The organism is Maricurvus nonylphenolicus (genome assembly GCF_042854845.1).
Classification (GTDB): domain Bacteria; phylum Pseudomonadota; class Gammaproteobacteria; order Pseudomonadales; family Cellvibrionaceae; genus Maricurvus; species Maricurvus nonylphenolicus.
The window spans coordinates 5,180,545-5,207,273 of record NZ_AP031498.1 but is presented as its reverse complement, the minus strand read 5'-3'; the positions used below and the strand labels follow the sequence as shown (position 1 = coordinate 5,207,273).

Genomic DNA, 26,729 nt, shown 5'->3' with positions numbered 1-26,729 from the left:
ATTCCTTTATCTTCTATGGCTGTATCGTTTCAGCTACCGCTATATCCTCACTCCTGCGCAGGCAGGAGTCCAGCGTCTTTTAAGGGTTCTTTAGCTGGGGCAGTCGGGCTGGCCCCCATCTGTCGAAAAATCACCCAAATTGGCTTGCGTTGGGCGGGGTTTCTGGTAGTATGCGCCGTCTTATTTTACTCAGGTGCTTCTTGTTGCGGCTATTTGGCTAAACTACAGGAAGTACATTAACCGCTGTGCGGTGCCTGGCACAAGATCAGGTGGCGGCACATATAAAGCGACGGGAAACCACCATGAAAGCAGATATTCATCCTAATTACGGCGAAATGACTGCCACTTGTTCTTGCGGCAACGTCATCACTACCGGTTCTACCATGGCTAAGGCTGTTCACCTGGACGTATGTTCCGCGTGTCACCCTTTCTACACCGGTAAGCAGAAGCAAGCGACCACCGGTGGTCGTGTTGATAAGTTCAAGCAACGCTTCGCTGGCCGCAGCCTCAAGAAGTAAGCTTTTGCGCTTGCAAGCGAATTCAAAAAAAGCGCCGTTGGCTTACGTCATCGGCGCTTTTTTTATGCTTTTTATTCGGTTGGCATGGGCGGATGAATCATTCTGCGCACAATTGTCATCTTTTCAGGCTATATATAAGAAGCAACTGCAGACAATTCGTGTTGAGCATATTTATGATGGCGACACCCTGCGTTTGGTCGATGGCCGCAAGGTACGTCTGCTGGGAGTGAATACCCCGGAGTTGGCCCGTGATCAACGCCCGGCGCAGGCGTTGGCACAACAGGCCGCTGATGCGGCAAGCCAGTGGCTGGATCAGGCTCGCGAGCTACAGTTGTTAGTAGGGGCAGAAAAAACCGATCGTTACGGACGCGTGCTTGGTCATATCTTTAATGACCGCGGACAAAACCTGGAGGCCTTCCTGCTGGCTCGAGGTTTGGCCTTTGCGATTGTGGTGCCGCCCAATGTGCAACACGCCGACTGCTTTGCCGCCATTGAGTCTCAAGCGCGAGCGAAACTGTCTGGTGTTTGGGCGCACGAAGACTGGCAGCCTTTGCCGGCCAGGCTTGCAGTACAGCAGGAAAAGACGGGGTTTCAGCGCCTGATAGGTACTGTCACCCGTGTGGACGGGGGTAAAACCCTGTGGATTGAGCTGGATCAAGCGCTTGTTTTACGAGCGGATACGACTAATTTCCCTAATTTTTGGGTGGGTTTTTCATCCGATCTGGTGGGTAAAAAGCTGGTTGTACGCGGTTGGCTTACCCGCAGAAAGCTCTCTAACTCCTTGAAAAGTAAGGGGTTTAAGGAATGGTTGATGACTGTGAAGTCGCCCTATGCCTTTGAGCAGGGTGATTTTGCACAATAAATTGATTTTTTCGGGGGTTGAGGGGGCCATAGCCCTTCTGTATCCTTCACGGCCCTTTATTGCATAGCTCTACTTTTTACGGTTAACACGATGTCTGATTCATTGAAGAAGGCGGCTCTTGATTACCATGCTTTTCCTAAACCAGGAAAGCTGGGTGTTGAGCTGACCACGCCCGCCGAAACCCAGGAAGATTTGTCTCTGGCTTACAGTCCTGGTGTTGCGGAACCCGTTCGTGAGATTGCCAAAGATCCCGAGAACGCTTTTAAATACACGGCTAAGGGTAACCTGGTAGCCGTAATTACCGATGGCAGCGCCATCCTGGGTTTAGGTAACCTGGGCCCACTGGCAAGTAAGCCGGTGATGGAAGGTAAAAGTCTGCTGTTTAAGCGTTTTGCTGGCATCGACTCCGTAGACGTAGAGGTTAATGCTGAAAACCCGCAAGCGTTTATCGATACCGTGATTAATATTGCCGACACCTACGGCGGTATTAACCTGGAAGATATCAAGGCGCCTGAGTGTTTCGAAATTGAGCGCGTGTTGATTGACCGTTGCTCTGTACCTATTTTCCACGACGACCAGCACGGTACTGCCATTGTAACCGTTGCCGGTTTGTTGAACGCCCTGGAGATTCAAGGCAAAACCATCGAAGACGCCAAGGTTGTGTGCCTGGGTGCCGGTGCTGCCGCTAACGCCTGCTGTAATCTGATGATCAGCGCGGGTGCCAAGCGCGAAAACATCACCATGCTGGATTCCAAAGGTGTGATCTACAAAGGTCGTGAAGGCTTGAACCAGTACAAAGAAGAGTTCGCCAACGACACTGATGCTCGTACCCTGGATGACGCAATTGAAGGTGCGGATGCGTTCCTCGGCGTGTCTGGTCCCAACCTGCTGAGCGTTGATCAGTTAAACAAAATGGCTGCCAAGCCTGTTGTATTTGCCTGCTCCAACCCGGATCCAGAGATCAAGCCAGAGCTGGCCAACGAAGCCCGCGATGACTTGATTATGGCTACTGGCCGTTCTGACTATCCGAACCAGGTAAACAACGTACTGTGCTTCCCATTCTTGTTCCGTGGCACCCTGGACGTTCGCGCCACTGCCATTAATGAAGAGATGAAGCTGGCTGCTGTTAAGGCCATTAAAGATCTGGCCAAAGAAGATGTTCCTGCTGAAGTAACTGCCGCTTACGGTGGTGCTGAGCTGAGCTTTGGCTCTGACTACATTCTGCCTAAGCCGACTGATCCGCGTCTGCTGGGTGCGGTGGCCGGTGCAGTTGCCCAAGCCGCTATTGATTCCGGTGTGGCACGTCTGCCATACCCAAGCAACTATCCGCTGAATTCTGTGGAAGACTGCTAAGCTCTCCGTATCCCGGATGGCCCATTAAAAACCCGCTCACAAGGCGGGTTTTTTTATGCTTCTTAGTAAATGTTAAGGCGCCCCCGGCATGCTGCTATTAAGCTCAAGGAAGAGAGAGTAGCAACACAATTAAAGGGAGTCCTTATGACAACAATAACCTCGGCGACCGATGCCACCAACGTTTATGAATTACTAAACTGGGCGGCTGATCAGCACGGTGATCGCACAGCATTAACCTATCTCACCTCGGTTAATCCCTGGCAGGATGTCACCATCAGCTACCAGGCGTTACAGCAAAGTGTGAATCGTGCCGCGCGTTTGTTTCGACAGTCCTTTTCTGAAAGTGGTGAACGACGTGGTGTTGTCTCCATCCTGCTGCCCAATATCCCGCAAAACCATATCGCCCTGTGGGCGGCGGAAGCGGTGGGGGTCGCCAATCCGTTAAACCCGCTGCTGAGTGCCGATGCTCTGGCGAGCTTAATGGCCAAGGCGGAAACCGATGTTATTGTTGCCCTGGGGCCAAATCCGTTTAGTGATATTTGGCAAAAGGCCGAGTCGGTGGCTGCGACCCTGGCGGAAAATGGTGGTAAGGCTCCGCGTCTGATTGCCGTTGGCGGTGAAGTCGAGTCGCAGTTTGATGCCTTGCTTGCCGAGCAGAGCGCCGATGAATTACCTGATGAGTGGTTGCCTGCTGGTGATGATGTAGCGGCCTATTTCCATACCGGCGGTACTACCGGTATGCCCAAGCTGGCCTTGCATACCCATACCAATCAGTTGTGCACGGCGTTCGCCTATATCAATACCATGGCCAGTCAGCCCGGCGATGCCGGGGTCAATGGGCTGCCCATGTTTCATGTTGCCGGCGCACTGGTGAACGGCCTGGGGGCTATTGCCGCAGCGGCGAATATGGTGCTGCCAACGGCACTGGGGTTTCGCGATCCGCAGGTGATTGCCAAACACTGGGAGCTGGTCGAGCGTTATAAAGTATGTGTCAGTGGCGGTATTCCCACTTCGGTGGCGGCCATGGTGGGCACGCCGGTGGGGGATGCCGATATCAGCAGTCTGCGCTTTATGGTCGGTGGTGGGGCGCCTGTGCCTGCCAGCCTGTATGGTGATGTGGAACGGGTGACCGGAGTATCACTGTATTCTATCTACGGTATGACCGAGTGTGCCGGTGTGATTGCCATGCCTAATCTGGACAAACCGACAGTGCCGGGCAGTGCCGGGCACATTTCTGCCCCGGTTGAAGTCTTGATAGATGGTGCGAAGCACGTCGGTGATAGTGGTGAAATCTGTGTCCGTGGGCCCATGGTGTTTCCCGGTTATCTGGGGCACGACGAAGATCCATTGGCAGAGGGCTGGCTGCGAACCGGTGATCTAGGTCATCTGGATGCCGACAATAACCTCTTTATTACCGGGCGAGCCAAGGATCTGATTATTCGCAGTGGTCACAATATCGATCCGGCGATGATAGAGCATTGCCTGGAGGATCACCCGGCGGTGGCCCTGGCGGCTGCGGTGGGTTGGCCTGATGATTATGCCGGTGAACTGCCGGTGGCGTTTGTGCAGTTGCATCCGGATCAGACTGTTAGCGTTGATGAATTGATGAATCATGCTCAGGACCATATTGACGAGCGTCCGGCCTGTCCCAAGCGTATTGTGATTTTGGAGGCGTTGCCGGTCACGGCTGTGGGCAAAATTCATAAGCCCAGCTTGCGCGCCATTACCGCTGAAGGTGCTGTGGCAGAGAGCCTGGCCGATCAGGGTTTCGCTGATGTGTTGGCGAAGGGGCAGGTACTGGCATCCGGGGGTATAGAGGTGGAAGTGGCTGGTTCAGCAGAGAATCTGGCGGCCGTCTGCGATCGCCTGGCCAGTGTGCTGGGTTTAACGATCAAGGTTGAGGCTAGTTGCTAAGTTTACTTTTTACACGCGAAAAGGACACCGCATCCATGCCTAAGTAGCTGGCCAGCTGGTATTGCGGTACCCGCTCCAGCAGCCAGGGCTCATTGCCAATAAGCCACTGATAGCGCTCTTCGGTATTGCCCGTTAGTAGAATGCCTTCACGCAGTTCGTTGCGTAGAAACATTTCTTCGGTCACTTGTATTTGCAGTCGTGTGATTTGCGGGAATTGATCGCCGAGTTTTATAAAACTGTCGATAGGTGTGGCGATCAGTTCACTGGCTTCCAGTGCGGCAATGGTAAAGCGGCTGGGGCTTTGGGTGAGCAAGGCGCTCAGCGAACCAATAATCTGCTGCTCTCGAAAAAACACCCGGTTCCATTCCTTACCGTTGGGGCTGGTGTAGTAGTAGCGAATCAGGCCGCTGAGAATCACAAACAGATGGGTTTGCTCGGCGCCAGTTTGCAGCAGCACCTGATCACGTTCGGCCTGGATAATAGAAGATTGTCCGAGCCAGGCACTGAGCAGGTCCGGATCATCTATCTGGTAGTGGTCGAGAAAGCGGTTGATGCGTTGAGAGTCAATCATTTCTGGGGGGCCAACTTCCGGGTTTGCCCTGTCAGTGTGTAGGTGCTGATAGGGATTTGCAATGGTCTGCGCAAGTGGTTGAAAAATAACTGTAATTTACCCATATTTTAGCTTGACCCGGGCAGGGGGCATCCCTATAATTCGCGTCCTCGGTTGGGGTTGAGGCCTCACTGAGTTGGAATTGCGGGGTGGAGCAGCCTGGTAGCTCGTCGGGCTCATAACCCGAAGGTCGTTGGTTCAAATCCAGCCCCCGCTACCAAATTCGAAAGCATGTTGATGCTATAATAATCAGCACGCTGATTCAGAGAGGCCCCTTTTTAGGGGTCTTTTTGTATGTGGAAAAAGCGCCGTCAGGGCGTGGTAGTAAGCTGCAGGGCCTGCAGCTGAAGTCGTAGGATGGGCCTTGGGCCCATTTTTTGTTTCTGGCGTTTGCCCAAAAGTATTCAAGCGTTTTTGAGATTTTTAAAGAGGTAGGCTCATGGCATCGAAGCATGACCAGTTAAAAGAGCTGTTGGAACCCGTGGTGGAATCCATGGAATGCCAACTCTGGGGTTTGGAATATTTTTCCCAGGGCCGTCACTCAACGGTACGTTTGTATATTGATAAAGAAGGCGGCGTGAATCTGGAAGACTGTGAAAAAGTCAGTCGCCAGGTGAGCAGTGTGATGGATGTAGAAGATCCTATTGCCGGTGAGTACAGCCTGGAGGTGTCTTCACCAGGTATGGATCGTCCGTTATACACGCTGGAACAATTTGCCGCCTACACCGGCGAGCAGGTAAGCATTAAATTGCGTTCGGCCTTTGAAGGGCGTCGCAAATTTACAGGACTCTTAAACGGCGTCGAAGACGATGACGTTTTGGTTGTGGTGGATGATAACGAATATCTGTTGCCACTTGAGTTAATTGAGAAAGCCAACATTATTCCCCGTTTCTAGGGGGCATTTAGGGATTATTCATTGGCTCTGCTGAGCAATGAAAGTTCGGGTAAACGAGGCACGTGCATGAACAAAGAAATTTTGCTGGTAGCCGATGCGGTTTCCAACGAAAAAGGTGTTGATCGCGACATTATCTTTGAAGCGATTGAACTGGCGTTGGCAACAGCGACCAAGAAGCGTTACGAAGAAGAATCCGACATTCGTGTTGTGATTGACCGCAAGAGCGGTGACTACGAAACCTACCGTCGCTGGACCGTTGTCGCCGATGACGTGATGGCCATTCTGGGTACCGAGTTCACTACTGAAGAAGCTCATGAAAAAGACGAAAGCCTGCAGGTGGGTGATGTCTACGAAGAGCAGGTAGAAAACGTCGGTTTTGGTCGTATCGCCGCGCAAACTGCCAAGCAGGTTATCGTACAAAAAGTTCGCGAAGCCGAGCGTGCACAAATCGTTGAAGCTTACCGTCACCGTGTTGGCGAGCTGATCAGCGGCACTGTAAAGAAAGTGACTCGCGACAATATTATTGTGGATCTGGGCAACAATGCTGAAGGTCTGCTGCCTCGCGATCAACTGGTTGGTCGCGAAGTATTCCGCATGGGCGATCGTGTTCGTACCCTGCTGTTGGATGTGCGCACCGAGCAGCGTGGCCCGCAACTGTATCTGAGCCGTTCTTGCCCAGAGATGTTGATCGAACTGTTTAAGATTGAAGTACCGGAAATTTCCGAGCAGGTGATTGAGCTGAAAGGCGCTGCCCGTGATCCCGGTTCTCGCGCCAAGATTGCGGTAACTACCAATGATGGTCGTATCGATCCGGTAGGTGCTTGCGTAGGTATGCGTGGTTCACGTGTACAGGCCGTATCCAACGAGTTGGGCGGTGAGCGTGTTGATATCATTTTGTGGGACGACAACCCGGCCCAGTTCGTCATCAACGCCATGGCGCCAGCCGAAATCGAATCCATCGTGGTTGATGAAGACACCAACTCCATGGACGTTGCCGTTGATGAAGACAACCTGGCCCAGTCCATTGGTCGCGGTGGTCAAAACGTACGTCTGGCCTGTGAGCTGACCGGTTGGGACATCAACGTGATGAGCACCGACGAGTGGCAGTCCAAGCAGGAAGAGGAAGCGGGTAGCTACCTGGAAACCTTTATGGAAGCCCTGGACGTTGATGAAGACGTTGCCGGCGTGCTGGTTGAAGAAGGTTTCACCACCCTGGAAGAAGTGGCTTACGTACCACTGGAAGAAATGCTTAACATCGACGGCTTTGATGAAGACATCGCCGAAGAGTTGCGCTCGCGTGCCAAGGATGCCCTGTTGACCCAGGCTCTGGCCGGCGAAGAAAAACTGGATACCGAACCTGCAGAAGATTTACTCAACATGGAAGGCATGGATAAGCATCTTGCCTTCGTGTTGGCCAGTCGCGGTGTGGTAACGATGGATGATCTGGCAGAGCAAGCCGTAGACGAGCTGCTGGACATCGAAGGTATGGATGAAGAACGTGCTGCAGCATTGATTATGAAAGCACGTGAGCCCTGGTTTGCTGATGAAGCATCAGAGGAAGAGAAGTAATTTACTGAGGAACAATACAACATGGCAGAAGTAACAGTTAGCGAACTCGCCAAATCGGTAGGTGCCTCAGTAGATCGACTGCTGAAGCAAATGGCCGAGGCTGGCCTGCCGCACACCGATGCAGATGCTGCGGTGTCCGACGCAGAAAAACAAACCCTGCTGGCATTTTTGAAAACCAGCCACGGGGAAAGCACCGAAGCGCCAAAGAAAATTACCCTGAAGCGCAAGACTACCACCACGCTGAAAACCGGCAGTGGCAGCGGTCGCAAAACCGTTAACGTAGAAGTGCGTAAAAAGCGTACCTACGTTAAGCGCGATCAGGCAGAAACGCCAGAGGCAGAAGCACCGGTTGCAGCGCCTGAGCCAGAAGTGGTTGCCGAGCAACCGGCACCGGCTCCGGTGGAAGCGCCAGCCAAGCAGCCTCTGGTTGATGACATTGAAGAGCGTCGTCAGGCGGCTCTGCGTCGCAAGGCCGAAGAAGAGGAAGCTGCACAGCGCGAAGCCGAGCAAGAGGTAGCCGCAGAGCCTGAAGCAGCTGAAGAGGCACCGGCCAAAGCGAAAGAAGCCAAGGCCAAGAAAGCGGCTGAACCTGAGAAAGACGAGAAGCAACTACGTGCAGAAGCCGAAGCGCTGGCAGCACGTCAGGAAGCTGAAAAAGGTTCTCACGGCAAGAAGAAAGAAAAGCATCATGCTGAAGAAGATGCTGAGCCGGAAACCGAAGAAGCGCCGCGCAAGAAAGCCGTTAAGAAGGCTAAAACCGGTCCCAAGAAATCCAGCAAAGTTGATTTGCTTAAAAATATCGATGACGACCTGGATGACGATAAGCCTGCCAAGAAAGCGGCGCGCAAGAAGGCTATCAAGCTAAACAACAAGCATGGCTTTAAAAGGCCAACAGGAAAAATTGTGCACGAAGTTGAAGTGCCTGAGTCCATTACCGTAGGCGACCTTGCTCAACGGATGACCGTTAAAGCCGGTGAATTGATGAAGCACCTGATGAAGATGGGTGTAATGGCAACAATTAATCAGCCGCTGGATCAGGAAACTGCTCAGCTGGTTGTTGAAGAGATGGGCCATAAGGTTGTACTCAAGAGTGCCAACGAAGTTGAAGAAAAGCTGGAAGAAGCGATCGAAGCTGACGGCACCATGGAAAGTCGCGCACCGGTTGTAACCGTTATGGGTCACGTTGACCACGGTAAGACCTCGCTGCTCGACTACATCCGCGAGACTAAAGTGGTTTCCGGTGAGGCTGGTGGTATTACTCAGCATATCGGTGCTTACCGTGTGCCAACAGGTCACGGCGAGATCGCCTTCCTGGATACACCGGGACACGCCGCGTTTACCGCTATGCGTGCTCGTGGTGCCCAGTGTACTGACGTGGTTATTCTGGTTGTTGCTGCTGACGATGGTGTGATGCCACAAACCGAAGAAGCGGTTCAGCACGCCCGTGCTGCTGGCGTACCTATCGTGGTTGCGGTGAACAAGTGTGATAAAGAAACCGCTGATCCGGATCGTGTTAAAAACGAACTGGCTGCGAAAGACGTTATCCCTGAAGACTGGGGTGGTGATACGCAGTTTATCAACGTATCGGCGCACACCGGTCAAGGTATCGACGAGCTGCTGGAAGCCGTATCCCTGCAAGCCGAACTGCTGGAGCTGAAAGCACCTGTAGATGTACCGGCTCGCGGTGTGGTTGTTGAATCCCGCGTTGATAAAGGCCGTGGTGTTGTTGCCACCGTTCTGGTTCAGGCTGGTCATCTTAAGCGTGGTGACATTATGCTGGCCGGTCAAAGCTTCGGTCGTATGCGTGCGATGACTAACGAGCTGGGTCAGCAAACCAAAGACGCCGGTCCTTCTACCCCGGTAGAAATTCTGGGTCTGGACTCTGCCCCGAATGCCGGTGACGAATTTGTGGTTGTACCTGACGAGCGTAAAGCCCGTGAAGTTGCCGAGTTCCGTGCCGAGAAAGAGCGCAAGGAAAAGCAGCAGCGTCAGCAGGCTGCCAAACTGGAAAATATGTTTGCTGGTATGGGTGCAGACCAACAGAAAACATTGCCAGTCGTACTGAAGACCGATGTACGTGGTTCTCTGGAAGCTATCCAGGCAGCCCTGATGGAAATTGGTAACGAAGAAGTTCAGGTGAACGTTGTGTCTGCCGGTGTCGGTGGTATTACTGAAAACGACGTTAACCTGGCGCTGAGTACTGGTGCCATTGTGATCGGCTTTAACGTACGTGCCAGCGCGGGTACCCGTAAGCAGGCCGAAGATGAGTCTGTTGAAATTCGTTACTACAGCATCATCTATCAGCTGATCGACGAAGTGAAAGGCGCTCTGTCCGGTATGCTGGAGCCTGAGCGTGTTGAAGAAATCGTTGGTATCGCCGATGTGCGTGACGTTTTCCGCTCTCCGAAGTTCGGTCAGGTAGCTGGCTGTATGGTTACCGAAGGTGTGGTTTACCGCAACAAGCCTATTCGCGTACTGCGTGACAACGTTGTGATCTTCGAAGGCGAGCTGGAATCCCTGCGTCGCTTTAAAGATGACGTTAACGAAGTTCGTAACGGTACCGAGTGTGGTATTGGTGTTAAGAACTACGACGTTAAGATCGGCGATCAGATCGAAGTCTTTGACGTGAAAGAGGTAGCGCGCGAGCTGTAAGGCTTGTGTGTAGGATGGGGGCGAGCGCCGCTCGCTTCCGTTCTGACCAAAGAGGTATAAATGGCAAGAGAATTTACTCGCACAGATCGTATTGCTGATGCTATTCAGCGCATCCTGGCACAATTGATTCAGTTCGAAATGCGCGATCCGCGTATCGGCATGGTCAATATCAATGCGGTGGATGTCACGCGCGATCTGGCGTTTGCCAAGGTGTTTGTCACTTTCGTTGGTTGTGAAACCGATGAAGAGAGCAGTGAAGCGGCTGAAGCCCTCAACGGCGCCAGTGGCTTTTTGCGTTCACGTCTGGCCAAAGAGCTGGATATTCGTGTGACGCCACGGCTGCAATTTATTTACGATGCCACATCGGTGAAAGGTCAGGCGCTCTCTAGCCTGATTGATAAAGCCGTGGCAGAGGATAATGCCCATCCTCACAAGCAGGACGATGCCGAAGACTGAGTCTTCGCCGCCTGTGAAGAGCATATTAGAGGTATAAGCGTTGGGAAGAAGACGCGGACGCGGCAGGCCCATCGACGGAGTGCTGCTGTTAAATAAAGATACGGGCATGACGTCCAACGATGCTTTGCAGAAGGCCAAGCGTCTGTTGTTCGCCGCCAAGGCCGGTCATACCGGCAGCCTCGATCCCCTGGCCACCGGCGTATTGCCGCTGTGCTTTGGCGAGGCCACCAAGTTTTCCCAGTTTTTACTGGATGCTGACAAGCGCTACCGCACCACTTATCGTCTGGGGGCATTTACCACCACCGGCGATACCGACGGTGAGTTACTCGACCAGGTAAGCACAGCGGACATCACTCGCGAGCAGGTCGAGCAGGCGGTAGAGCAGTTTGTGGGCGATATTATGCAGGTGCCGCCGATGTATTCGGCCCTGAAGCACAATGGTACGCCGCTGTATAAACTGGCCCGTGAAGGCATTGAGGTGGAGCGCGAGGCGCGCCCGGTTACGGTCTACAGTATTGATATTCTGGATTTTCGCCCGGGCGAGGTCGCGGAGTTGGATCTGGATATCCACTGCAGCAAAGGTACCTATGTGCGTACCATCGCTGAGGATATTGGCAAGGCCCTGGGCTGTGGTGCTCATGTGGCCAAACTGCACCGCTCTCAGGCGGGGCCGTTTAAAGAAGACGAGTGCATTAGCCTGGCTGAGCTGGAAGCCGAACGCGGTGAGGGCAGGGCGGAAACCCTCGATCACCACCTGCTGTCCACTTGGGCACCGGTGCAGGAATTGCCAGAAATCATCCTGCCAGAGGCCACAGGTCACTATTTTCGCCAGGGGCAGCCGGTTATGGACTCCCAGGTCTACCGTATTGGCGATGAAGGTGATATGGTGCGCGTTTTCCTGGAAGAAGGCGACTATGACGTCTTTCTGGGGGTTGGGGAGATCACTGACGATGGTCGGGTGGCCCCGAAACGCTTGGTAGCGTCCTAATTCGGGCTACCACTGAAAGAATTCCGCTCTCCAGAGCTTGGCTCTGGAAGGCAGAAAACCCTAGCCGGTCTGTAAATATGCACGGGCCTGGCTGGACTTATTAATTGCATATTATTGAGGTATATGATTATGGCACTGAGTGCTGCTGAAAAAGCTGAAATCGTAAAAGACTACCAACAAGCCGAGGGCGATACTGGTTCCCCGGAAGTACAAGTAGCTCTGTTGACTTTCAACATCAACAAGCTGCAAGGTCACTTCTCGGATCACAAGCAGGATCACCACTCTCGTCGCGGTCTGATCCGCATGGTAAACCAGCGTCGTAAACTGCTGGACTACCTGAAGGGCAAAGACGCGAGCCGCTACGCTACCCTGATTAAGAAATTAGGTCTGCGTCGCTAAGAGCTTTACCCAGTGCCCGCCTAAGCGGGCACTTTTTTTAGTAAAGCACGTAACTGCCTCCCCCCTGGTTAGGGGCATAGAGGTAAGACGCCTTACATGGCAATGTAAGGCATTAGCAAGTCGGTAAAAAGGTTTGTAGGGTGTAGGGTTTTGGATAAACCCTGTGTCCTGGTATATGACCCGCACCTCGGGTGGCTATTTAGATGGCTGTCTTAGGTGATTAGTGGGTTATGTACTAAAGTAGGTTGCGTTAGTGTAAACAAATAGAAATAGTTGAATTGAAAGAAAGTAAATAAAAGGACTAATGTCGTGAATCCCGTCATTAAAAAATTCCAATACGGCAATCAAACTGTAACTCTGGAAACCGGCCGCATTGCGCGTCAGGCTACCGGTGCAGTTCTCGTTAGCATGGGCGATACCCAGGTACTGGTTACCGTGGTAGGCGCCAAAGACACCCGTGAAGGCCAAGATTTCTTCCCGCTGTCTGTCCATTACATCGAAAAGGCCTACGCCGCCGGTAAAATCCCGGGTGGTTTCTTCAAGCGTGAAGGCCGTCCAAGTGAAAAAGAAACCCTGACCTCGCGTCTGATCGACCGTCCAATTCGTCCGCTGTTCCCGAACGGCTTTATGAACGAAGTACAGGTGGTGTGTACTGTGATGTCCGCTGAGAAGGACGTTGATCCAGATATCGCTGCCATGATCGGTACGTCTGCCGCGCTGGCCATCTCCGGTATTCCGTTCAGCGGCCCAATTGGTGCTGCTCGTGTAGGTTACACCGAAGCTGACGGCTACCTGCTGAACCCAGGTTACGCTGCGGTTGCAGCTTCTGAGCTGGACATGGTTGTTGCCGGTACCAAAGAAGCGGTACTGATGGTTGAATCCGAAGCCAACGAACTGCCAGAAGACATTATGCTGGGTGCGGTTCTGTACGCTCACCAAGAGCTGCAAACGGTTATTCAGGCAGTTGAAGAGCTGGCTCGCGATGCCGCCAAACCAACCTGGGACTGGCAGCCAGAAGCAGAAAACACTGCGCTGAAATCTGCCGTTGCCGAAGCTTTCGGTGCACAGGTTAAAGAAGCCTACAAAATCACTGACAAGATGCAGCGTTACACCCGTCTGGGCGAGCTGCGTACTCAAGCTGCTGAGCAGCTGGCCACTGAAGAAGTGTCTGCCGATGAAGTGAAAGGCGTATTCAGCAAGCTGGAAAAACAAACCGTTCGTCAGAGCGTTGTTGCCGGTGAGCCACGTATCGATGGTCGCGACACCAAAACTGTTCGTCCTATCAACGTTGAAGTTGGCACCCTGCCAAAAACTCACGGTTCTGCCCTGTTCACCCGTGGTGAGACTCAGGCCATCGTTGTTGCCACTCTGGGTTCTTCCCGTGACGCACAGATGATCGATGCCCTGGAAGGTTCACGTCGTGACCCATTCATGCTGCACTACAACTTCCCTCCATACTCTGTAGGTGAAGCTGGCCGTATGGGCGGTACTGGCCGTCGTGAAATTGGTCACGGTCGTCTGGCCCGTCGTGGTATTGCTGCCATGCTGCCAACCGAAGAAGAGTTCCCGTACTCCATCCGTGTTGTGAGTGAGATCACCGAATCTAACGGTTCTTCCTCCATGGCTTCCGTATGTGGTTCTTCTCTGGCACTGATGGACGCTGGTGTACCTCTGAAGGCTCCTGTTGCCGGTATCGCCATGGGTCTGGTTAAAGAAGACAACGGCTTTGCTGTACTGACCGACATCCTGGGTGATGAAGACCACCTGGGTGACATGGACTTTAAAGTTGCTGGTAGCGCCAACGGTATTACCGCTCTGCAAATGGATATCAAGATCGAAGGTATCACCGAGCAGATCATGGAAATCGCCCTGGAGCAGGCCCTGCACGCACGTCTGCACATCCTGGCTGAGATGAACAAGGTCATTAACCAGTCTCGCGAAGGCGTTTCTGATTCTGCACCTCAGTTCGAGCAGATCAAGGTTCACCCGGACAAGATCCGTGACATCATCGGTAAAGGCGGTGCGACCATTCGCTCCATCACCGAAGAGACCGGTGCATCTGTTGATATCGACGATGACGGTACTGTTAAGGTTTACGGTGAAACCGGTGACTCCCTGCGCGCTGCGCTGGACAAAATTGGCGAGATTACTGCAGAAGCAGAAATCGGCACCATCTATGAAGGTAAGGTTGTTCGTATCGTTGATTTCGGTGCGTTCGTTAACTTCCTGCCTGGCAAAGATGGTCTGGTACACATCTCCCAGATCGCTGAAGAGCGCGTTAACAGCGTAACCGATTACCTGCAAGAAGGTCAGATGGTTCGCGTTAAGTGCCTGGACGTAGATCAGCGCGGTCGTATCAAGCTGTCTATCAAAGAAGCTGCTCGTGATGAGGCTCCGGCTGAAGAAGCACCTGCTGAGGCGCCTGCCGCTGAAGCTGGTGAAGGCAACGCTGAGTAATTGACTCTGCTTGTCGAAAAGGCCGCGCTTTTAGCGCGGCTTTTTTTTGCCTTTTTTTTGAGCTTTCTCGTCAACAACAGGATCGTGCTAGACTAACGCCTCATATTAAAACTCCTTTGTAGCGGATTCGGGAAAATTATGTACCCCTGGTCGTTGAAGCCGTTGTTGATAGCGTTGTTGATGGTATTTACCGTTCAGGTGTGGGCGGTGGAATCCTATTGCCTGAGTGGCGGTACCCGCTCGGCCTACAGCTGTGCTCAGATCGGCGAAACAGGCCAACCCCTGGCCCGTGAGCGCTATGCCGTCCAGGTATTAGTGGATGCCCGCAATCAGGCGGCGTTGGCCGAGGTTTCCTTCCCGTCACTGCACGAAGTGCAGATAACCGATAATCGTCGCCTGGTGTATCTGGGGGGCTTTGATGCGCTACCCGAGGGGCAGCAGGCGCTGGATACGGTGACCGAGGAGCTGGGGCTCGATTTCAGCCCAATGCTGGTTGCCTTTACCCCGCGCGAGCCGTTGCCGCTGATTCGCTTGGTGCAGGAGCCGGACGGCGCCGTGTTGCGGCTGGCGCAGGCGCGTTTGCAGGATCTACCCGCTCCCGCTTCAGGTACTCAGCAGAGCGACATGAATGAGAGCCAGTACGATCTGGTGTACAGCATTCAGATAGGTGCATTTAAGTTTGCCAGCTTTGGCCAGCGTTTCGCCAAAAAGCACGGCGCCATACCTCTACAGTGTCGCCAGAAGGATAATGGTATTTTTGCGGTCTATTACGGCCTGTACGAGAATTTTGCCGATGCCAAAGGGCATCTTAAAGATTATCCGTTGCTCGATAAGTTGGGTGCTTATGTGGTGAAGTTGCGCAATGTGACTTTCAGTGCCTGTGATGCCTTGGCTGCCCGGATCGAACAATCACGTCAGCAGGCCTATGGTGACTCTCGCTGTGGCGGCCGTCAGGGCTGTGACATCAATGCGGCCACGCAGCAGTATCTGCCGCAATTACCCGGTGTTCAATAAACCTGGATAGCGCTTTTTGTCACACTTTTCATTAAGTTTGATGCTTCCACTTTTTTATGACATTTTTCTTTCTTTGTTGTCACTAAACTTTCATATTTGATTTCTATATTGCGGTCTACAACTCTGCTTTTCATTTATGTTGTGGCTCCATGTCAAAAACCTCCACATCTCAGCGCCAAAAAGTGCATACCCAAAAGATGCAGGGGCAGAGTGCGTATTTCTGGTTGGTTATTCTAGGGCCCTTGCTGCCATTGGCGCTGGCTATTGGTTCGATGTTTTGGAGTACCAGTCATCTCGATGCCCAGCACGATCTGCTGGAGCAGCGTCTGGAGCACAGCAAGCTGTTGAGTGAGCTTAATAGTTCGCTGGAAAATCAGGTTCAGGCCTGGAATACCTATTTGTTGTATTCCGAGAGTGTCGATGAATCGCTGCTGTGGCAAAACTTCAAACAGCAGGAAACCAAAACCTTCGAATTGGGTCAGCAGCTGCTGGTGTGGGTTAATCAGCCGGAAACCAATGAGCAGGTGCGCGAGATTATTTACTCACTGGAAGTGTTGCGGGTGGCCTATCAGGAAGCGCGCAATATTTACTGGCAGTCGCAGCATGATTATTTAAGTGCCGATAATCATGTAAAAAATATTGAAGATACGCCGACGTTCCTGATTAACGATTTAATGAATATGATCAGTCGCGATGCGATCGATCAATCCCTGGCGCTACAGCAAAATGCCTGGCGTTCCATGGTCTGGATCTGTCTGGCGCTGTTGATGGTGACCGGGGGCTTTGTGGTATTGAGTGGTGGTTTGGTCAGGCGTTGGTTTCAGCGTCAGGTGCAGGATCAGGCACATATCAACTGGCTGTTGGATCACGATTATTTAACTCGTCTCAATAACCGCAACAGTTTTATCGAGCAGGCTGAAAAAAAGCTGTCCCGTGGTCGGCCTTTTTACATTGTTCATATCAGTATTTCCAACCTCAAGCATACCGCCAAAATTCACGGTCACTCGATTGCTGAAAGTTTGTTGCAGGCAATTGCTGAGCGTTTGCTGAAACTCTTGCCCGAAAGAGCGCTGGCGGCGCGTTCAATCGGCACAGATTTCTTATTGCTGTTACCGGAACGGCAGGTCAAAGAAGTCGACGACTTTGGCTATCGGCTGATGCAGGAGTTATCGGCGGCCTACAATGTTCAGGGCTTCCGCCATGAATTGCGGCCTTATATCGGTATCAGTTATTCGGTAACCGATGGCAAAACCGTCAATGAGTTGTTGCAGGCGGCGGATATCGCGACGGTGCAAACCCGTCAGCAGGAGACCGCCATCCAGCACTATCATCCGGCCCTGTCGAAAGAGATTCAGGATAAACACGCCCAGGTACAAGCGCTACAGGATGCAATTGGGCGCAGTGCGGTGGAGATTATTTATCAGCCCAAGGTGTGTTTACAGTCACGACGTATTGTTGGCTTTGAGGCGCTGTCACGTTTGCAGGGGGTAGATAAAACCCTGCAGTCACCTGTGGTATTTATTCCGCTGGCCGAAGAAACCGGCTTGATTAAACCCTTGGGTTATCTGGTGTTGTTAAAGGCCATCAAACAATTGGCGCAGTGGCGTGATAAGGGACAGCTGGAGTTAAGCATGGCGATAAATCTCTCGCCACTGCAGCTGGACGATGAGAAATTACCTTACTATATCAAGCAACTGTGCCAGCGTTATGGTATTCCACCGCAGCGAGTGGAGCTGGAATTAACCGAATCGAATTTTGTCCAGGGCCAGCACCCAACGCTAAATCGCTTGCGCGAGTTTGGTTTTAAATTGAGTGTGGATGACTTTGGGGTGGGTTATTCCAATCTGGGTTATATGGTTAGCCTGCAGCCGCAACAAATTAAAATTGATCGCAGTTTTGTTTGTAATCTGGAAGAGGATGTTAACAAGCAGGCGGTGGTAAATGCGCTCACGACACTGGCGGCGGGCATGGATATTCAATTGGTGGCTGAGGGTATCGAAAGCGAGACGCAACTGGAATTGCTGCGTCGTATGGGCATTCATGTGGGACAGGGCTACCTGTTTAGTCGCCCGGTTGCTAGCCGCGAAGCCGAACTGCTGATGCAGCCGGCTATTGCCGAGGCAGGCTAGCTCTTAACCCCAGAGCTCTTAACCAAAGTTGTGCTCGTCAGAGGGGAAGATGCCGGACTTAACATCGGCGGCATATTTGCGCAGTGCACCGGGGATATCTTCCGCTTCCACCAAAAAGTTTTTCGAAAACTTCGGCGGCTGTTCAGTCAGGCCGAGAATATCATTAATCACCAGTACCTGCGCATCGGTGTCACGACCAGCGCCAATGCCAATCACCGGCATGGATACCGCGTCGGTAATGCGCTTGGCCAGGGCTACAGGCACACACTCCAGTACCAATAAATCGGCACCGGCTTTATCGAGCGCCAAGGCATCGTTAAAAATCTGCTCGGCCTGTTCATCGTTACGGCCCTGGACGCGGAAGCCGCCAAACTTGTTTACCGATTGTGGTGTCAGTCCCAGGTGTGCACATACCGGGATGCCGCGATCGCCTAACATCTTCACGGTGTCTACCAGCCATTCACCGCCCTCGATTTTCACCATATGGGCGCCAGCCTGCATAATGCGCGTAGCATTGGTCATGGCCTGCTCGGGGGTGGCGTAGGTCATAAACGGCATGTCGCCCATGATCAGGGATTTGTTGTTACCGCGGCGCACTGCTTCAACGTGATAGATCATCTGTTCCATGGTGACGGGAATGGTGCTGTCATAACCCAGTACCGTCATGCCGAGGCTGTCGCCGACCAGCAGGACTTCCACGCCGGTTTTCTGCGCCATCGCTGCCATAGGGGCATCGTAGAGGGCGACGGTAATAAATTTTTCCCCTTCGGCTTTCATTTTGCGCAGGGTGTTAATGGTAATGGGTTTGGTCAAACCGCTATCGGCGGTGATGGTTCCGTAAGGCATAGCATTTAAACTCGCGTTGTCTTGATCGGAGGCGACACTTACAGTGTGGGTGTCGGGTTGTAGTAGTGGCGACCACGGGTGGTTTTCAGCATACGTTCTACCAGTTGCTGATAGTGGTCGGCATTGTTGACTAGATCCAGTTCGGCAGCGTTTACAATCAATAACGGCGCATCATCATAGTAGTGGAAAAAGCGCATATAGGCATCGTTAAGTACGCTGAGGTATTCATCGGAAATACCCTGCTCGGATTTTACGCCGCGCTGGCGAATACGGTCGTGCAGCACATCGACAGGCGCCTGTAGATAAATCACCAAATCCGGGCGCGGTGCATCGATGGTCAATTGATTGTAAACCTGTTGGTATATATTCAGTTCGTCATCGTCGAGGGTGACCTGGGCAAACAGCTGATCTTTATCGATCAGAAAGTCGGCCACCCGTACAGGGGTAAAGATATCGTCCTGGCGCAGGGACTGGATTTGTTTGGCGCGCTGCAGCAGGAAAAATAACTGCGTCGACAGGGCGTTGGCTTTTGGGTCCGTGTAAAAGCGTTCCAGAAACGGGTTTTCTACCGCCTGTTCGAGCAAAACATCATAGTTAAAGGTCGTGGCCAGGTGTTTGGCCAGGGTGGTTTTGCCCACCCCGATGGGGCCTTCTACGGCAATATAGTGGGGCAGTTTTTTGCCCTGCAGGTCCAGTTGTAAATCAAAGCCGTCGGTCACACAAGACTCCTGAATCCTTTTGTCGATGGGCTATCGCTGCTCTTAAGAAGAGAGCTGGTTGAGCCCGTCGCGGTTACTGCGTGCTAATAATGACGCAAGTGATGGGCCCATGGGAAGCACTAAATCCGCTTTCAGGTCCGCCAGCGGGTAGAGGACAAAGTTGCGCTCAGCCAAATAGGGATGAGGTACCTGCAAGCGGGCGCTGTTGATATTTTGATCGCCATACAGCAGCAGATCGAGATCCAGTGTGCGGGCATCCCAGCGAATATTGCGCTCGCGGCCCTGGGTCAGCTCAATGGCTTGCAGCTGATCGAGCAGCACATGGGCATCGAGGCTAGTGCGAAGACGGGCGACACCGTTGATATAGTCCGGGTGCTCCTCTGCACTGTGGCCAGCCTCAATAAGCTCTTCGGACAGGACCGCCTGGCTTTGGTACCAGGGCGAGACGGCAATGAGGTCTGTCGCCGGTAGCTGTTGCAGGGCTTTTACGGCTGTTTCCACCTGCAGCAGAGGATTATCCAGGTTGCTGCCCAGGCCAATATAGGCGTCAAGCGCGGGCATTATTCGGCGTCGGTTTGATGACTGGTTTTGGTGGAGGTCGGTTTACGGCGGCGGCGACGGCGCGGTTTCTTGCCACGCGGTTCCTGCAGCTGATTGACCATGGCTTCGCGCTCCTCGAAGGAGACCTCTTGATAGCGAGTCCACCAATCACCGAGACCACCGAGGTTCTCACCGGCCTGTTCACGCAGCAGGACAAAATCATAAGCGGCGCGGAAGCGCGGGTGTTCAAATACGCGCTCGGCCTTTTTGCCCTGACGACGAGGCAGGCGGCCTTGCAGGTCCCATATTTCACGGGTGGTCTGCAGGAAGCGCTTGGGAATCGCGGTGTGGCTGAGCTGGGCGCTGATAATATTCTGGGCGGCGGTCTGATGGGCTTTTATCGGATGCTCACCCTTGGCTTGCAGGCGTGCCTGCTCGCGGGTCATTACTGGCCACAGCAGGGCAGCAAAAATAAATGCCGGTGTTACCCGCTTGTTACTGTGGATGCGGTGATCAGTATTGTGCATCGCCTGGATAATCAGTTGCTTGCCGATCTGATCATCGCTATCCAGCGCTGCCGCAGCTGCGGGAATCAGATGTCCCAGTAGGTCGTATTCATGCAGCAGCTCCAGGGTGCGAGCGGCGTAACCGGCCATAAACAGCTTGAGGGTTTCATCAAACAGGCGGGCGGCGGGAATATTACGCAGCAGATCTGCCATCGGGCGGATCGGCTTGGCAGTGGCTGGTTCAATGTCAAAATCGAGCTTGGCGGCAAAGCGCACGGCGCGCAGCATACGCACCGGGTCTTCCTGGTAACGGGCCTTGGGCTCGCCGATCATGCGGACCTTGCGGTGAACGATATCTTCCATACCGCGGGTGTAGTCATGTACTGAGAAATCGCTCGCCGTGTAATACAGGGCATTGACGGTAAAGTCGCGACGCAGGGCGTCGGAGCGTACATCGCCGTACACATTATCACGCAGCAGCATGCCTTGATCGGAGCGGGCGGCGTGTTTGCGGTTACTGTTGTCATCGTGTTGGCCACGGAAGGTGGTTACCTCGATGATTTCACGGCCGAAGCGCACGTGCACAATGCGGAAGCGACGGCCAATAATGCGGGCACCGCGGAATAAGTGCTTAACCTGCTCAGGGGTTGCCGAGGTGGCAACATCAAAATCCTTGGGGCGACCACCCAGTAACAGGTCGCGTACGCCGCCGCCCACCAGATAGGCTTCGTGGTTGGCCTCTTCCAGGCGTTTCATCACCTTTAGCGCGCTGCGACTGATCAGCTTGCGCGAGATATTGTGTCTATCACGGGGAATGATCCGCGCACCGCCCTTAGTGGGGTTGTTGCGGAAGATATTTAACAGTCTTCGGATCATAGTGTTACTGCAATTTGCTATACGGTTTGGCGCCAACGCCGGACGGCCCCCAGAGGGTAGAACCAGAGGGCGGATTTAACGAGGGGCGCAGTGTAACACGTTAGATGAGCAATGGGTGGTATAGGCAGGGGAGGGAAATTGTTGCGGGCCAGATAGCAAAACGGGAAGGCCAATGGCCTTCCCGTTGAAATGCTTATTATTTTTGCTTTATCGCATAAATACTTTGCTTCCTTGCTACACAATATTTGCTTTTCGGCAAACCCTCTCCAAGTTTTTGTAGTCAGTTTTATACAGTACTTTTTTACTGTCCTTTCTTATTAAATTGAAAGGTAAAGTAGGTACCTTTTTATTATTCAATTGTTATTGCTTTTCTTATTATTATTTATTGTTTTTATTGTAATTAGCGCTTTTTAAGCTCTTATTATTATTTATTGTTTTTATTATTGGTGTAGCTAATTTATTTTTATTATTTGTTGTTGTTATTATGCTTGCCTATAAAGCATTAGCTGTGCCAACTTTGAAAAACATAATAAAAACAAAAGCTTACAAAACTTTACGGGTCTGTTTATTTGGATTGGTTATGAGCAGGCGTTACTTATTATCCCGGATCCTGTTACATCGTTAGGGGGTGGGTAACACTCGTAATGTGGGGGGCTGGGTAACAGCGATTGGGAGCACAGGTAACAGGGCGAGGGCTGGAAAAGGCGCTGATACTGGCCACGGGGGCCAGTATCGAAAGGCGGGCAGGATCTATTTGGCCGTTGAGGTCTTTTTACGTGGAATACCGAGGCGCTGACGGCGCTCCCACAGGCACTTGCGGCTAACCCCAAGCTTACGGGCCAGTTCGGTCTCGCTCATGGTGTCCTGGTGTTCCAGTACGAAACGTTGGAAGTAGTCTTCCAGAGACAGATCTTCATTGGGCTCGTTAACCGGCTGAGGCGGTATCGACGGTGGTGGTGCCTTGCTGACCATGGCTGCCGCGGCTGCATAAGGCATGCTGGGCTCATCATCGGCGACTTTTACCAGGTCCAGGTCAATGGCCAGCAGATCGTGGCTGATCTCATGTTCGTCTTCACAGAGAATCACTGCACGCTGGATGGCGTTTTCCAGCTCACGCACGTTACCGGGCCAGGTGTAGGTGGTAACAGCCTGAATGGTTTCCGGTGACAGGCTCAGGGTGGGCTTGTCCATCTCGGTACAGAAACGCTGTAACAGGTGCTCGGCCAGGGTCAGAATATCGCGGCCGCGATCACGCAGTGGTGGCAGGGTGAGCTGTACTACATTGATACGGTAATAGAGGTCTTCCCGGAAGCGGCCTTCCTGGGCCAGCTTGCGCAGATCCCGGTGGGTGGCCGCAATCAGGCGGACATCGACCTTGTGGGACTCTACCGAGCCAATCGGGCGCACTTCGCCTTCCTGCAGTACCCGCAACAGGCGGGCCTGGGCTTCCAGCGGCAGCTCACCGATTTCATCGAGGAACAGGGTGCCGCCATCGGCGGCGGCGACCAGGCCCTCACGGGTGCTGGCTGCACCGGTAAAGGCGCCCTTTTCATGGCCGAACAGTTCGGATTCGATCAGGGTTTCCGGAATCGCAGCACAGTTGACCGAAATTAACGGCTTGCCGGCGCGTGGGCTTTCATCGTGAATGGCGCGCGCCACCAGCTCTTTACCCGTACCGGTTTCACCGTGTACCAGCACAGTGGCGGTGGTGGGGGCGACCTTGTGGATATTGTTGTACAAGGTCTTCATCACGTTACTGCTACCAATCATGCCGCTGATGGCATGGCTGGAGGTCTTGCTTTTTGGTTGCTTGGCCGCACGGGTGGCCTTGGACAGGACACGTTTAACAGCGGTGACCATCTCGTCGTGGTCAAACGGTTTGGCGATATAATCCACCGCTCCCATACGCATGGAGTCAACCGCAGAGCGCAGACTGGCGTAGCTGGTCATAATCAGCACGGGCACATCGCCGGCGGCACCGATCAAATCGGTGCCTGGTGCACCGGGAAGGCGCAGGTCACTGATAATAAGGTCGTAGCTGGAAAGGTCGTGTTTCCCTGTTGCCTCCTTCACAGAGGCCGCCTCGCTTACGGAAAACTTGTTACGTTCCAATAACTTACGTAGCGCGGTGCGGATAATAATCTCGTCTTCGACGACTAGAATGTTACTCATAGTGGCACTTTATCTGTCATGAACTGCGTTAGTGTTACCTTACTACGCTGACTTTTCAAGTTGGCGGGGTAATTTGATGGTAATTCTGGTGCCAGTTTGTGCCCCAGTTTGGGGATCCAAGTGTATCGGGCTTTCGATATCCAGCTCGCCATCATGGTCCTCAACGATGCTATAAACCATTGCCAGCCCCAATCCGGTTCCCTCTCCAGGTTCCTTGGAGGTAAAGAAGGGCTCCAAAACCTGTTCCTGGTGCTCGACGGGAATGCCACTGCCATTGTCGGTTACAGAGAAGGTAATCCACTGACCGTGAGCGTAACCGGAGACATCAATATCGCTGCCCATCGGGCTGGCGTCGCGGGCATTGGATAGCAGGTTAACAAACACCTGAATCAGGCGCTGGGAATCGGCGCGCAGCTCGAGCTCTTCGCCCAGGCGGTTTACGTAGTTAACCTCGGTTTTATCCTTCTGCAGTGACAACAGGGAAATGGCCTCGTCGGCACAGTTTTTCAGGGATACATGCTCAAGCAGGTTGGCCTCTTTGGCGTCATGGGTGCCGGCATGGGAGAAGCTCACCAGTGACTGTACGATGCGGCTGATGCGGTCGGTTTGTGAGACGATCTGGTCGGCAGTCTCCAGAGTATCGGGGTTCTCGGTATCGTATTTCAGGTTTTGGGCCAGGCAGGCAATGCCGGTCACCGGGTTGCCGATCTCGTGAGCTACGCCGGCGGCCAGGCGACCTACGGAGGCCAGACGCTCACTGTGCAGCAGCTCCTGTTCCAGCATTTGGATCTCGGTAACATCTTCCAGCAGGATCACCTGGCCGTCGGCGCTGTAGGCCGCCGGCCCGGCGATATTGGCTTTGTGCAGGCTGATCCAGTGCTGACGATCGCCCAGCTCGATGGCCTGCTTGTGCAGGTGAGCGTTGGGGCTGCGCGAGAAGTTACCCAGCAGCTCGTGCCAGGGCGCCGGAATATCGTCCAGGTGAGAGCCGGTCACCTGCTCACTGCTAATGCCGGTGAGATTGGCCATGGCCTGGTTCCACATCAGTACTTCCAGGTCGCGTCCGAGGGAACACACGGCCATGGGCAGTTCTTCCAGGGTGTTACGGTGGTACAGACGCAGGTTGTTAAGCTCGGCGGCCATACCGGTAAGGTGGCTGCGGTATTGGGTCAGGCGGTTTTCGATCAGGTTGATATCGGCACTGCCGCGACCTTCAGGCAGGCGGTAGGGAATATGGCGGTCGATCAGCTCCGAGGCCACTGCGGTTCCCATCAGGCCCGAGAGGTTGGCTTCCAGTTTGTTGCGTAGCTGACGCAGGGCATAGGGGCGGCGCTCATTGGGTGGCAGCCCCAGATCGCGCAGAGCGCGCTGTACCTCGGTGGTGGCGCTGCGCTCGCCCAAGCTCTCACTCAACCGCTCGCCGAATTCCTCGGCGCTGTGAACATCGAGAATGGTCCGCAGCGGGTGGCTGAGTTCGTCCTCGGCACACAGCTCGGCACTGTAGCGCTCTTCGTCACTGGGGGTGATAAACACCGAGAAGAAAATAAAACAGGTCACATTGAGACTGAGGGAGATAATGGTGACGTTGTTCCAGTAGTCGATGCCCAGCGGGATATCGAACAGGCCGGGAATACTGATGATGTGAATATTCGCCACCATCGGTAACAGCAGGCCGATGGCCCAGATCAGTGTACCCACTGACAAACCAATAATCAGGCCATGGCTATTGCCCCTGGGCCAATAGGCTACCGCCAAAATACCGGGTAGCAATTGCAGCGCCTGAATAAACGACAGTAACGCCAGGTCGGTGAGGCTGTGGTTGTTACCGAGGACCTTATAAAACAGGTAGCCGGCGGCAAAGATAATGGCAATCAGCATGCGGCGCAGCCACAGCAGCTGACGATACAGATCATGCTTGCCACTGAAGTTAGCCGCAGGCAGCAGGGCGTGGTTGAGCAGCATGGTACTCAATGCCAGACCGAGGGAAATCATCGCCCCCGAGGCTGCAGATAAACCGCCGATAAAGGCGAGGATGGAAAACGCCGCCGAGTCCATCTGCAGGGGAATGCCCAGGGTGAAATACTGTGCTGGCAGTGGCACGCCCAGCTCAAAACCCGCCCAAAGGATCGGGAAGATGGGCAGCGCCATAAACAGCAGAAACAACGGGAAGGCCCAGCTTAGCGTGTAAGAGGTGTCTTTGATGGGGCTTTCCACCACACTCATATGAAAAATATGTGGCATGGCCACCGCCGTGGCGACAAATACCAGCAGCAAGGTGTGGGAAGCGGTATCGCGAATTGGGCTGTAGAGCAGCTCCAGGTTTTCCGGATACTGGCGCAGCCACAAATCCAGTTCATCCATGCCGCCAAATACGCCGTATACCGCCAGTAGTCCGATGGCCAGCAGAGCAAAGACTTTCACCAGGGATTCAAAGGCCATGGTCACCATCAGGCCGCGGTGTTGATCGCGATGGGAGCCAAACAAAATGGTGAAGGTGGCAACGATCAGGCAGTAACCCATAGCGGTGACTTCACGGAAGGTAAATCCGCTCTCGGTCAGTGGCAGGGCGTTTTCGCTGTTGAGCGTCATAATACGCAAGGTGTCGGCCACCGCCTGCAGTTGCAGAGCAATCAGAGGGAGGGAACCGAGGATTAGGCAGAAGGTTACCAGCCCACCAGCCGGTTGGCTGTGATAGCGGAACACCAACAGGTCGGCCAGCGAGCCAATCTGGAAGCGCCGTGCGAGCTGGATCAGTGGTGCTATGGCGATAGGGGCAAATAAAAACAGCGCGCCGGTACCGAGATAATAAGCCAGGGCGCCGTAACCAAACTGAAATGCCAAGTCGATGATGCCGTAGAAGGCCCAGGCGCTGGCAAAAATCCCCAGCGATAAAATGTAGGTTAGTGGATGTTTGGTAATGCGTTCTGGAATAAAGCCGCGGTCGGTGCAATAGGCAACGCCAAACAGCAGTAACAGATAGGCCAGGCCAATAAGGGCGATATGGCTAAGTTCAAATGTCATTGATCGGGTTTGTGCTGATTACGTTGAAAAAGGAAGGCAGCAACAATCAGTATCACCCAGATAAAATACGGGCGATACCAGGCACCGTCAGGATCAATAACCCAGGTCAGCAGCGACGGGGAAAAGATATAGGCGCCCAGCAATAAAAAAATCAGCAGGCGTTGGTTCTGCATAGGTGAGGTCCCGGTGCTGGTGACATTGTGTTTGGCGATTGTGCAAACTGTTTAGAAAAC

21 protein-coding genes and 1 tRNA gene are annotated in these 26,729 nt (G+C 53.3%); 14 read left to right on the top strand and 8 right to left on the bottom strand.

Features of this window, described 5'->3' with window-relative positions:
* The first annotated feature begins 302 nt into the window (after positions 1-302).
* The 4 genes from rpmE (at position 303) to ACGHZ6_RS22520 (ending at position 4,647) form a co-directional block, all read left to right on the top strand.
* The gene (rpmE, locus tag ACGHZ6_RS22535; protein ID WP_390616313.1) at positions 303-518 is read left to right on the top strand and encodes a 50S ribosomal protein L31; all 216 of its coding nucleotides are present in this window, start codon (positions 303-305) and stop codon (positions 516-518) included.
* Positions 519-582: 64 nt separating this feature from the next.
* The gene (locus ACGHZ6_RS22530; RefSeq protein ID WP_390616312.1) at positions 583-1,380 is read left to right on the top strand and encodes a thermonuclease family protein; all 798 of its coding nucleotides are present in this window, start codon (positions 583-585) and stop codon (positions 1,378-1,380) included.
* 90 nt (positions 1,381-1,470) lie between these two features.
* Positions 1,471-2,733, top strand: a complete 1,263-nt coding sequence (locus tag ACGHZ6_RS22525) for a malic enzyme-like NAD(P)-binding protein (RefSeq protein WP_390616311.1) — start codon at positions 1,471-1,473, stop codon at positions 2,731-2,733.
* 144 nt (positions 2,734-2,877) lie between these two features.
* Positions 2,878-4,647 carry an AMP-binding protein gene (locus tag ACGHZ6_RS22520; protein WP_390616310.1) on the top strand — a complete coding sequence of 590 codons (1,770 nt, stop codon included), beginning with the start codon at positions 2,878-2,880 and terminating at the stop codon, positions 4,645-4,647.
* Here ACGHZ6_RS22520 and ACGHZ6_RS22515 read toward each other — a convergent pair.
* Positions 4,637-5,218 (bottom strand): Crp/Fnr family transcriptional regulator, encoded by a 582-nt coding sequence (locus tag ACGHZ6_RS22515; RefSeq protein ID WP_390616309.1) that lies wholly within the window; start codon positions 5,216-5,218, stop codon positions 4,637-4,639. The genes ACGHZ6_RS22520 and ACGHZ6_RS22515 overlap by 11 nt on opposite strands.
* A gap of 182 nt (positions 5,219-5,400) precedes the next feature.
* On the opposite strand from ACGHZ6_RS22515, the gene ACGHZ6_RS22510 reads away from it, so the two are divergent.
* The 10 genes from ACGHZ6_RS22510 to ACGHZ6_RS22465 all read left to right on the top strand — a co-directional run bounded on the left by ACGHZ6_RS22510 (position 5,401) and on the right by ACGHZ6_RS22465 (position 17,816).
* A tRNA-Met gene (locus tag ACGHZ6_RS22510) sits at positions 5,401-5,477 on the top strand.
* Positions 5,478-5,696: 219 nt separating this feature from the next.
* Positions 5,697-6,152 carry a ribosome maturation factor RimP gene (rimP, locus tag ACGHZ6_RS22505; protein WP_390616308.1) on the top strand — a complete coding sequence of 152 codons (456 nt, stop codon included), beginning with the start codon at positions 5,697-5,699 and terminating at the stop codon, positions 6,150-6,152.
* Between the two features lie 66 nt (positions 6,153-6,218).
* Positions 6,219-7,721: a transcription termination factor NusA gene (gene nusA / locus ACGHZ6_RS22500; RefSeq protein ID WP_390616307.1), complete on the top strand. Its 1,503-nt coding sequence runs from the start codon at positions 6,219-6,221 to the stop codon at positions 7,719-7,721.
* 21 nt (positions 7,722-7,742) lie between these two features.
* Positions 7,743-10,373 carry a translation initiation factor IF-2 gene (infB, locus tag ACGHZ6_RS22495; RefSeq protein WP_390616306.1) on the top strand — a complete coding sequence of 877 codons (2,631 nt, stop codon included), beginning with the start codon at positions 7,743-7,745 and terminating at the stop codon, positions 10,371-10,373.
* 60 nt (positions 10,374-10,433) lie between these two features.
* Positions 10,434-10,829, top strand: a complete 396-nt coding sequence (gene rbfA, locus ACGHZ6_RS22490; protein ID WP_390616305.1) for a 30S ribosome-binding factor RbfA — start codon at positions 10,434-10,436, stop codon at positions 10,827-10,829.
* A 40-nt stretch (positions 10,830-10,869) separates the two neighbouring features.
* Positions 10,870-11,817 carry a tRNA pseudouridine(55) synthase TruB gene (truB, locus tag ACGHZ6_RS22485; protein WP_390616304.1) on the top strand — a complete coding sequence of 316 codons (948 nt, stop codon included), beginning with the start codon at positions 10,870-10,872 and terminating at the stop codon, positions 11,815-11,817.
* Between the two features lie 129 nt (positions 11,818-11,946).
* Positions 11,947-12,216: a 30S ribosomal protein S15 gene (gene rpsO / locus ACGHZ6_RS22480; RefSeq protein ID WP_390616303.1), complete on the top strand. Its 270-nt coding sequence runs from the start codon at positions 11,947-11,949 to the stop codon at positions 12,214-12,216.
* Positions 12,217-12,525: 309 nt separating this feature from the next.
* Entirely contained in the window at positions 12,526-14,673 is a 2,148-nt protein-coding gene (gene pnp / locus ACGHZ6_RS22475; RefSeq protein WP_390616302.1) for a polyribonucleotide nucleotidyltransferase, read from the top strand.
* A 138-nt stretch (positions 14,674-14,811) separates the two neighbouring features.
* Positions 14,812-15,687 (top strand): SPOR domain-containing protein, encoded by an 876-nt coding sequence (locus ACGHZ6_RS22470; RefSeq protein WP_390616301.1) that lies wholly within the window; start codon positions 14,812-14,814, stop codon positions 15,685-15,687.
* 149 nt (positions 15,688-15,836) lie between these two features.
* A complete protein-coding gene (locus ACGHZ6_RS22465) occupies positions 15,837-17,816 on the top strand; it encodes a putative bifunctional diguanylate cyclase/phosphodiesterase (RefSeq protein WP_390616300.1) in 1,980 nt (659 codons plus the stop codon).
* 18 nt (positions 17,817-17,834) lie between these two features.
* Here ACGHZ6_RS22465 and panB read toward each other — a convergent pair whose 3' ends face one another.
* From panB to ACGHZ6_RS22430, 7 genes are all read right to left on the bottom strand, one after another.
* Positions 17,835-18,662, bottom strand: coding sequence for a 3-methyl-2-oxobutanoate hydroxymethyltransferase (gene panB, locus ACGHZ6_RS22460; protein WP_390616299.1), 828 nt, complete (start codon positions 18,660-18,662; stop codon positions 17,835-17,837).
* Positions 18,663-18,700: 38 nt separating this feature from the next.
* Positions 18,701-19,381, bottom strand: a complete 681-nt coding sequence (locus tag ACGHZ6_RS22455) for a deoxynucleoside kinase (RefSeq protein WP_390616298.1) — start codon at positions 19,379-19,381, stop codon at positions 18,701-18,703.
* Positions 19,382-19,423: 42 nt separating this feature from the next.
* On the bottom strand, positions 19,424-19,942 hold the full coding sequence (gene folK / locus ACGHZ6_RS22450; protein WP_390616297.1) for a 2-amino-4-hydroxy-6-hydroxymethyldihydropteridine diphosphokinase: 519 nt from the start codon (positions 19,940-19,942) through the stop codon (positions 19,424-19,426).
* The gene (gene pcnB / locus ACGHZ6_RS22445) at positions 19,942-21,303 is read right to left on the bottom strand and encodes a polynucleotide adenylyltransferase PcnB (protein ID WP_390616296.1); all 1,362 of its coding nucleotides are present in this window, start codon (positions 21,301-21,303) and stop codon (positions 19,942-19,944) included. The genes folK and pcnB overlap by 1 nt, the downstream gene beginning before the upstream one ends.
* A gap of 750 nt (positions 21,304-22,053) precedes the next feature.
* Positions 22,054-23,475: a sigma-54-dependent transcriptional regulator gene (locus tag ACGHZ6_RS22440; protein ID WP_390616295.1), complete on the bottom strand. Its 1,422-nt coding sequence runs from the start codon at positions 23,473-23,475 to the stop codon at positions 22,054-22,056.
* Positions 23,476-23,517: 42 nt separating this feature from the next.
* Entirely contained in the window at positions 23,518-26,496 is a 2,979-nt protein-coding gene (locus tag ACGHZ6_RS22435) for an ATP-binding protein (RefSeq protein WP_390616294.1), read from the bottom strand.
* Entirely contained in the window at positions 26,493-26,669 is a 177-nt protein-coding gene (locus ACGHZ6_RS22430) for a hypothetical protein (protein ID WP_390616293.1), read from the bottom strand. The genes ACGHZ6_RS22435 and ACGHZ6_RS22430 overlap by 4 nt, the downstream gene beginning before the upstream one ends.
* Positions 26,670-26,729: the final 60 nt, after the last annotated feature.

Bases quoted from the DNA above. Each gene is read 5' to 3' on its own strand.
- rpmE (WP_390616313.1), top strand. From the start codon at position 303: ATGAAAGCAGATATTCATCCTAATTACGGCGAAATGACTGCCACTTGT.
- ACGHZ6_RS22530 (WP_390616312.1), top strand. From the start codon at position 583: ATGCTTTTTATTCGGTTGGCATGGGCGGATGAATCATTCTGCGCACAA.
- ACGHZ6_RS22525 (WP_390616311.1), top strand. From the start codon at position 1,471: ATGTCTGATTCATTGAAGAAGGCGGCTCTTGATTACCATGCTTTTCCT.
- ACGHZ6_RS22520 (WP_390616310.1), top strand. From the start codon at position 2,878: ATGACAACAATAACCTCGGCGACCGATGCCACCAACGTTTATGAATTA.
- ACGHZ6_RS22515 (WP_390616309.1), bottom strand. From the start codon at position 5,218: ATGATTGACTCTCAACGCATCAACCGCTTTCTCGACCACTACCAGATA.
- rimP (WP_390616308.1), top strand. From the start codon at position 5,697: ATGGCATCGAAGCATGACCAGTTAAAAGAGCTGTTGGAACCCGTGGTG.
- nusA (WP_390616307.1), top strand. From the start codon at position 6,219: ATGAACAAAGAAATTTTGCTGGTAGCCGATGCGGTTTCCAACGAAAAA.
- infB (WP_390616306.1), top strand. From the start codon at position 7,743: ATGGCAGAAGTAACAGTTAGCGAACTCGCCAAATCGGTAGGTGCCTCA.
- rbfA (WP_390616305.1), top strand. From the start codon at position 10,434: ATGGCAAGAGAATTTACTCGCACAGATCGTATTGCTGATGCTATTCAG.
- rpsO (WP_390616303.1), top strand. From the start codon at position 11,947: ATGGCACTGAGTGCTGCTGAAAAAGCTGAAATCGTAAAAGACTACCAA.
- ACGHZ6_RS22470 (WP_390616301.1), top strand. From the start codon at position 14,812: ATGTACCCCTGGTCGTTGAAGCCGTTGTTGATAGCGTTGTTGATGGTA.
- ACGHZ6_RS22465 (WP_390616300.1), top strand. From the start codon at position 15,837: ATGTCAAAAACCTCCACATCTCAGCGCCAAAAAGTGCATACCCAAAAG.
- panB (WP_390616299.1), bottom strand. From the start codon at position 18,662: ATGCCTTACGGAACCATCACCGCCGATAGCGGTTTGACCAAACCCATT.
- folK (WP_390616297.1), bottom strand. From the start codon at position 19,942: ATGCCCGCGCTTGACGCCTATATTGGCCTGGGCAGCAACCTGGATAAT.
- pcnB (WP_390616296.1), bottom strand. From the start codon at position 21,303: ATGATCCGAAGACTGTTAAATATCTTCCGCAACAACCCCACTAAGGGC.
- ACGHZ6_RS22440 (WP_390616295.1), bottom strand. From the start codon at position 23,475: ATGAGTAACATTCTAGTCGTCGAAGACGAGATTATTATCCGCACCGCG.
- ACGHZ6_RS22435 (WP_390616294.1), bottom strand. From the start codon at position 26,496: ATGACATTTGAACTTAGCCATATCGCCCTTATTGGCCTGGCCTATCTG.
- ACGHZ6_RS22430 (WP_390616293.1), bottom strand. From the start codon at position 26,669: ATGCAGAACCAACGCCTGCTGATTTTTTTATTGCTGGGCGCCTATATC.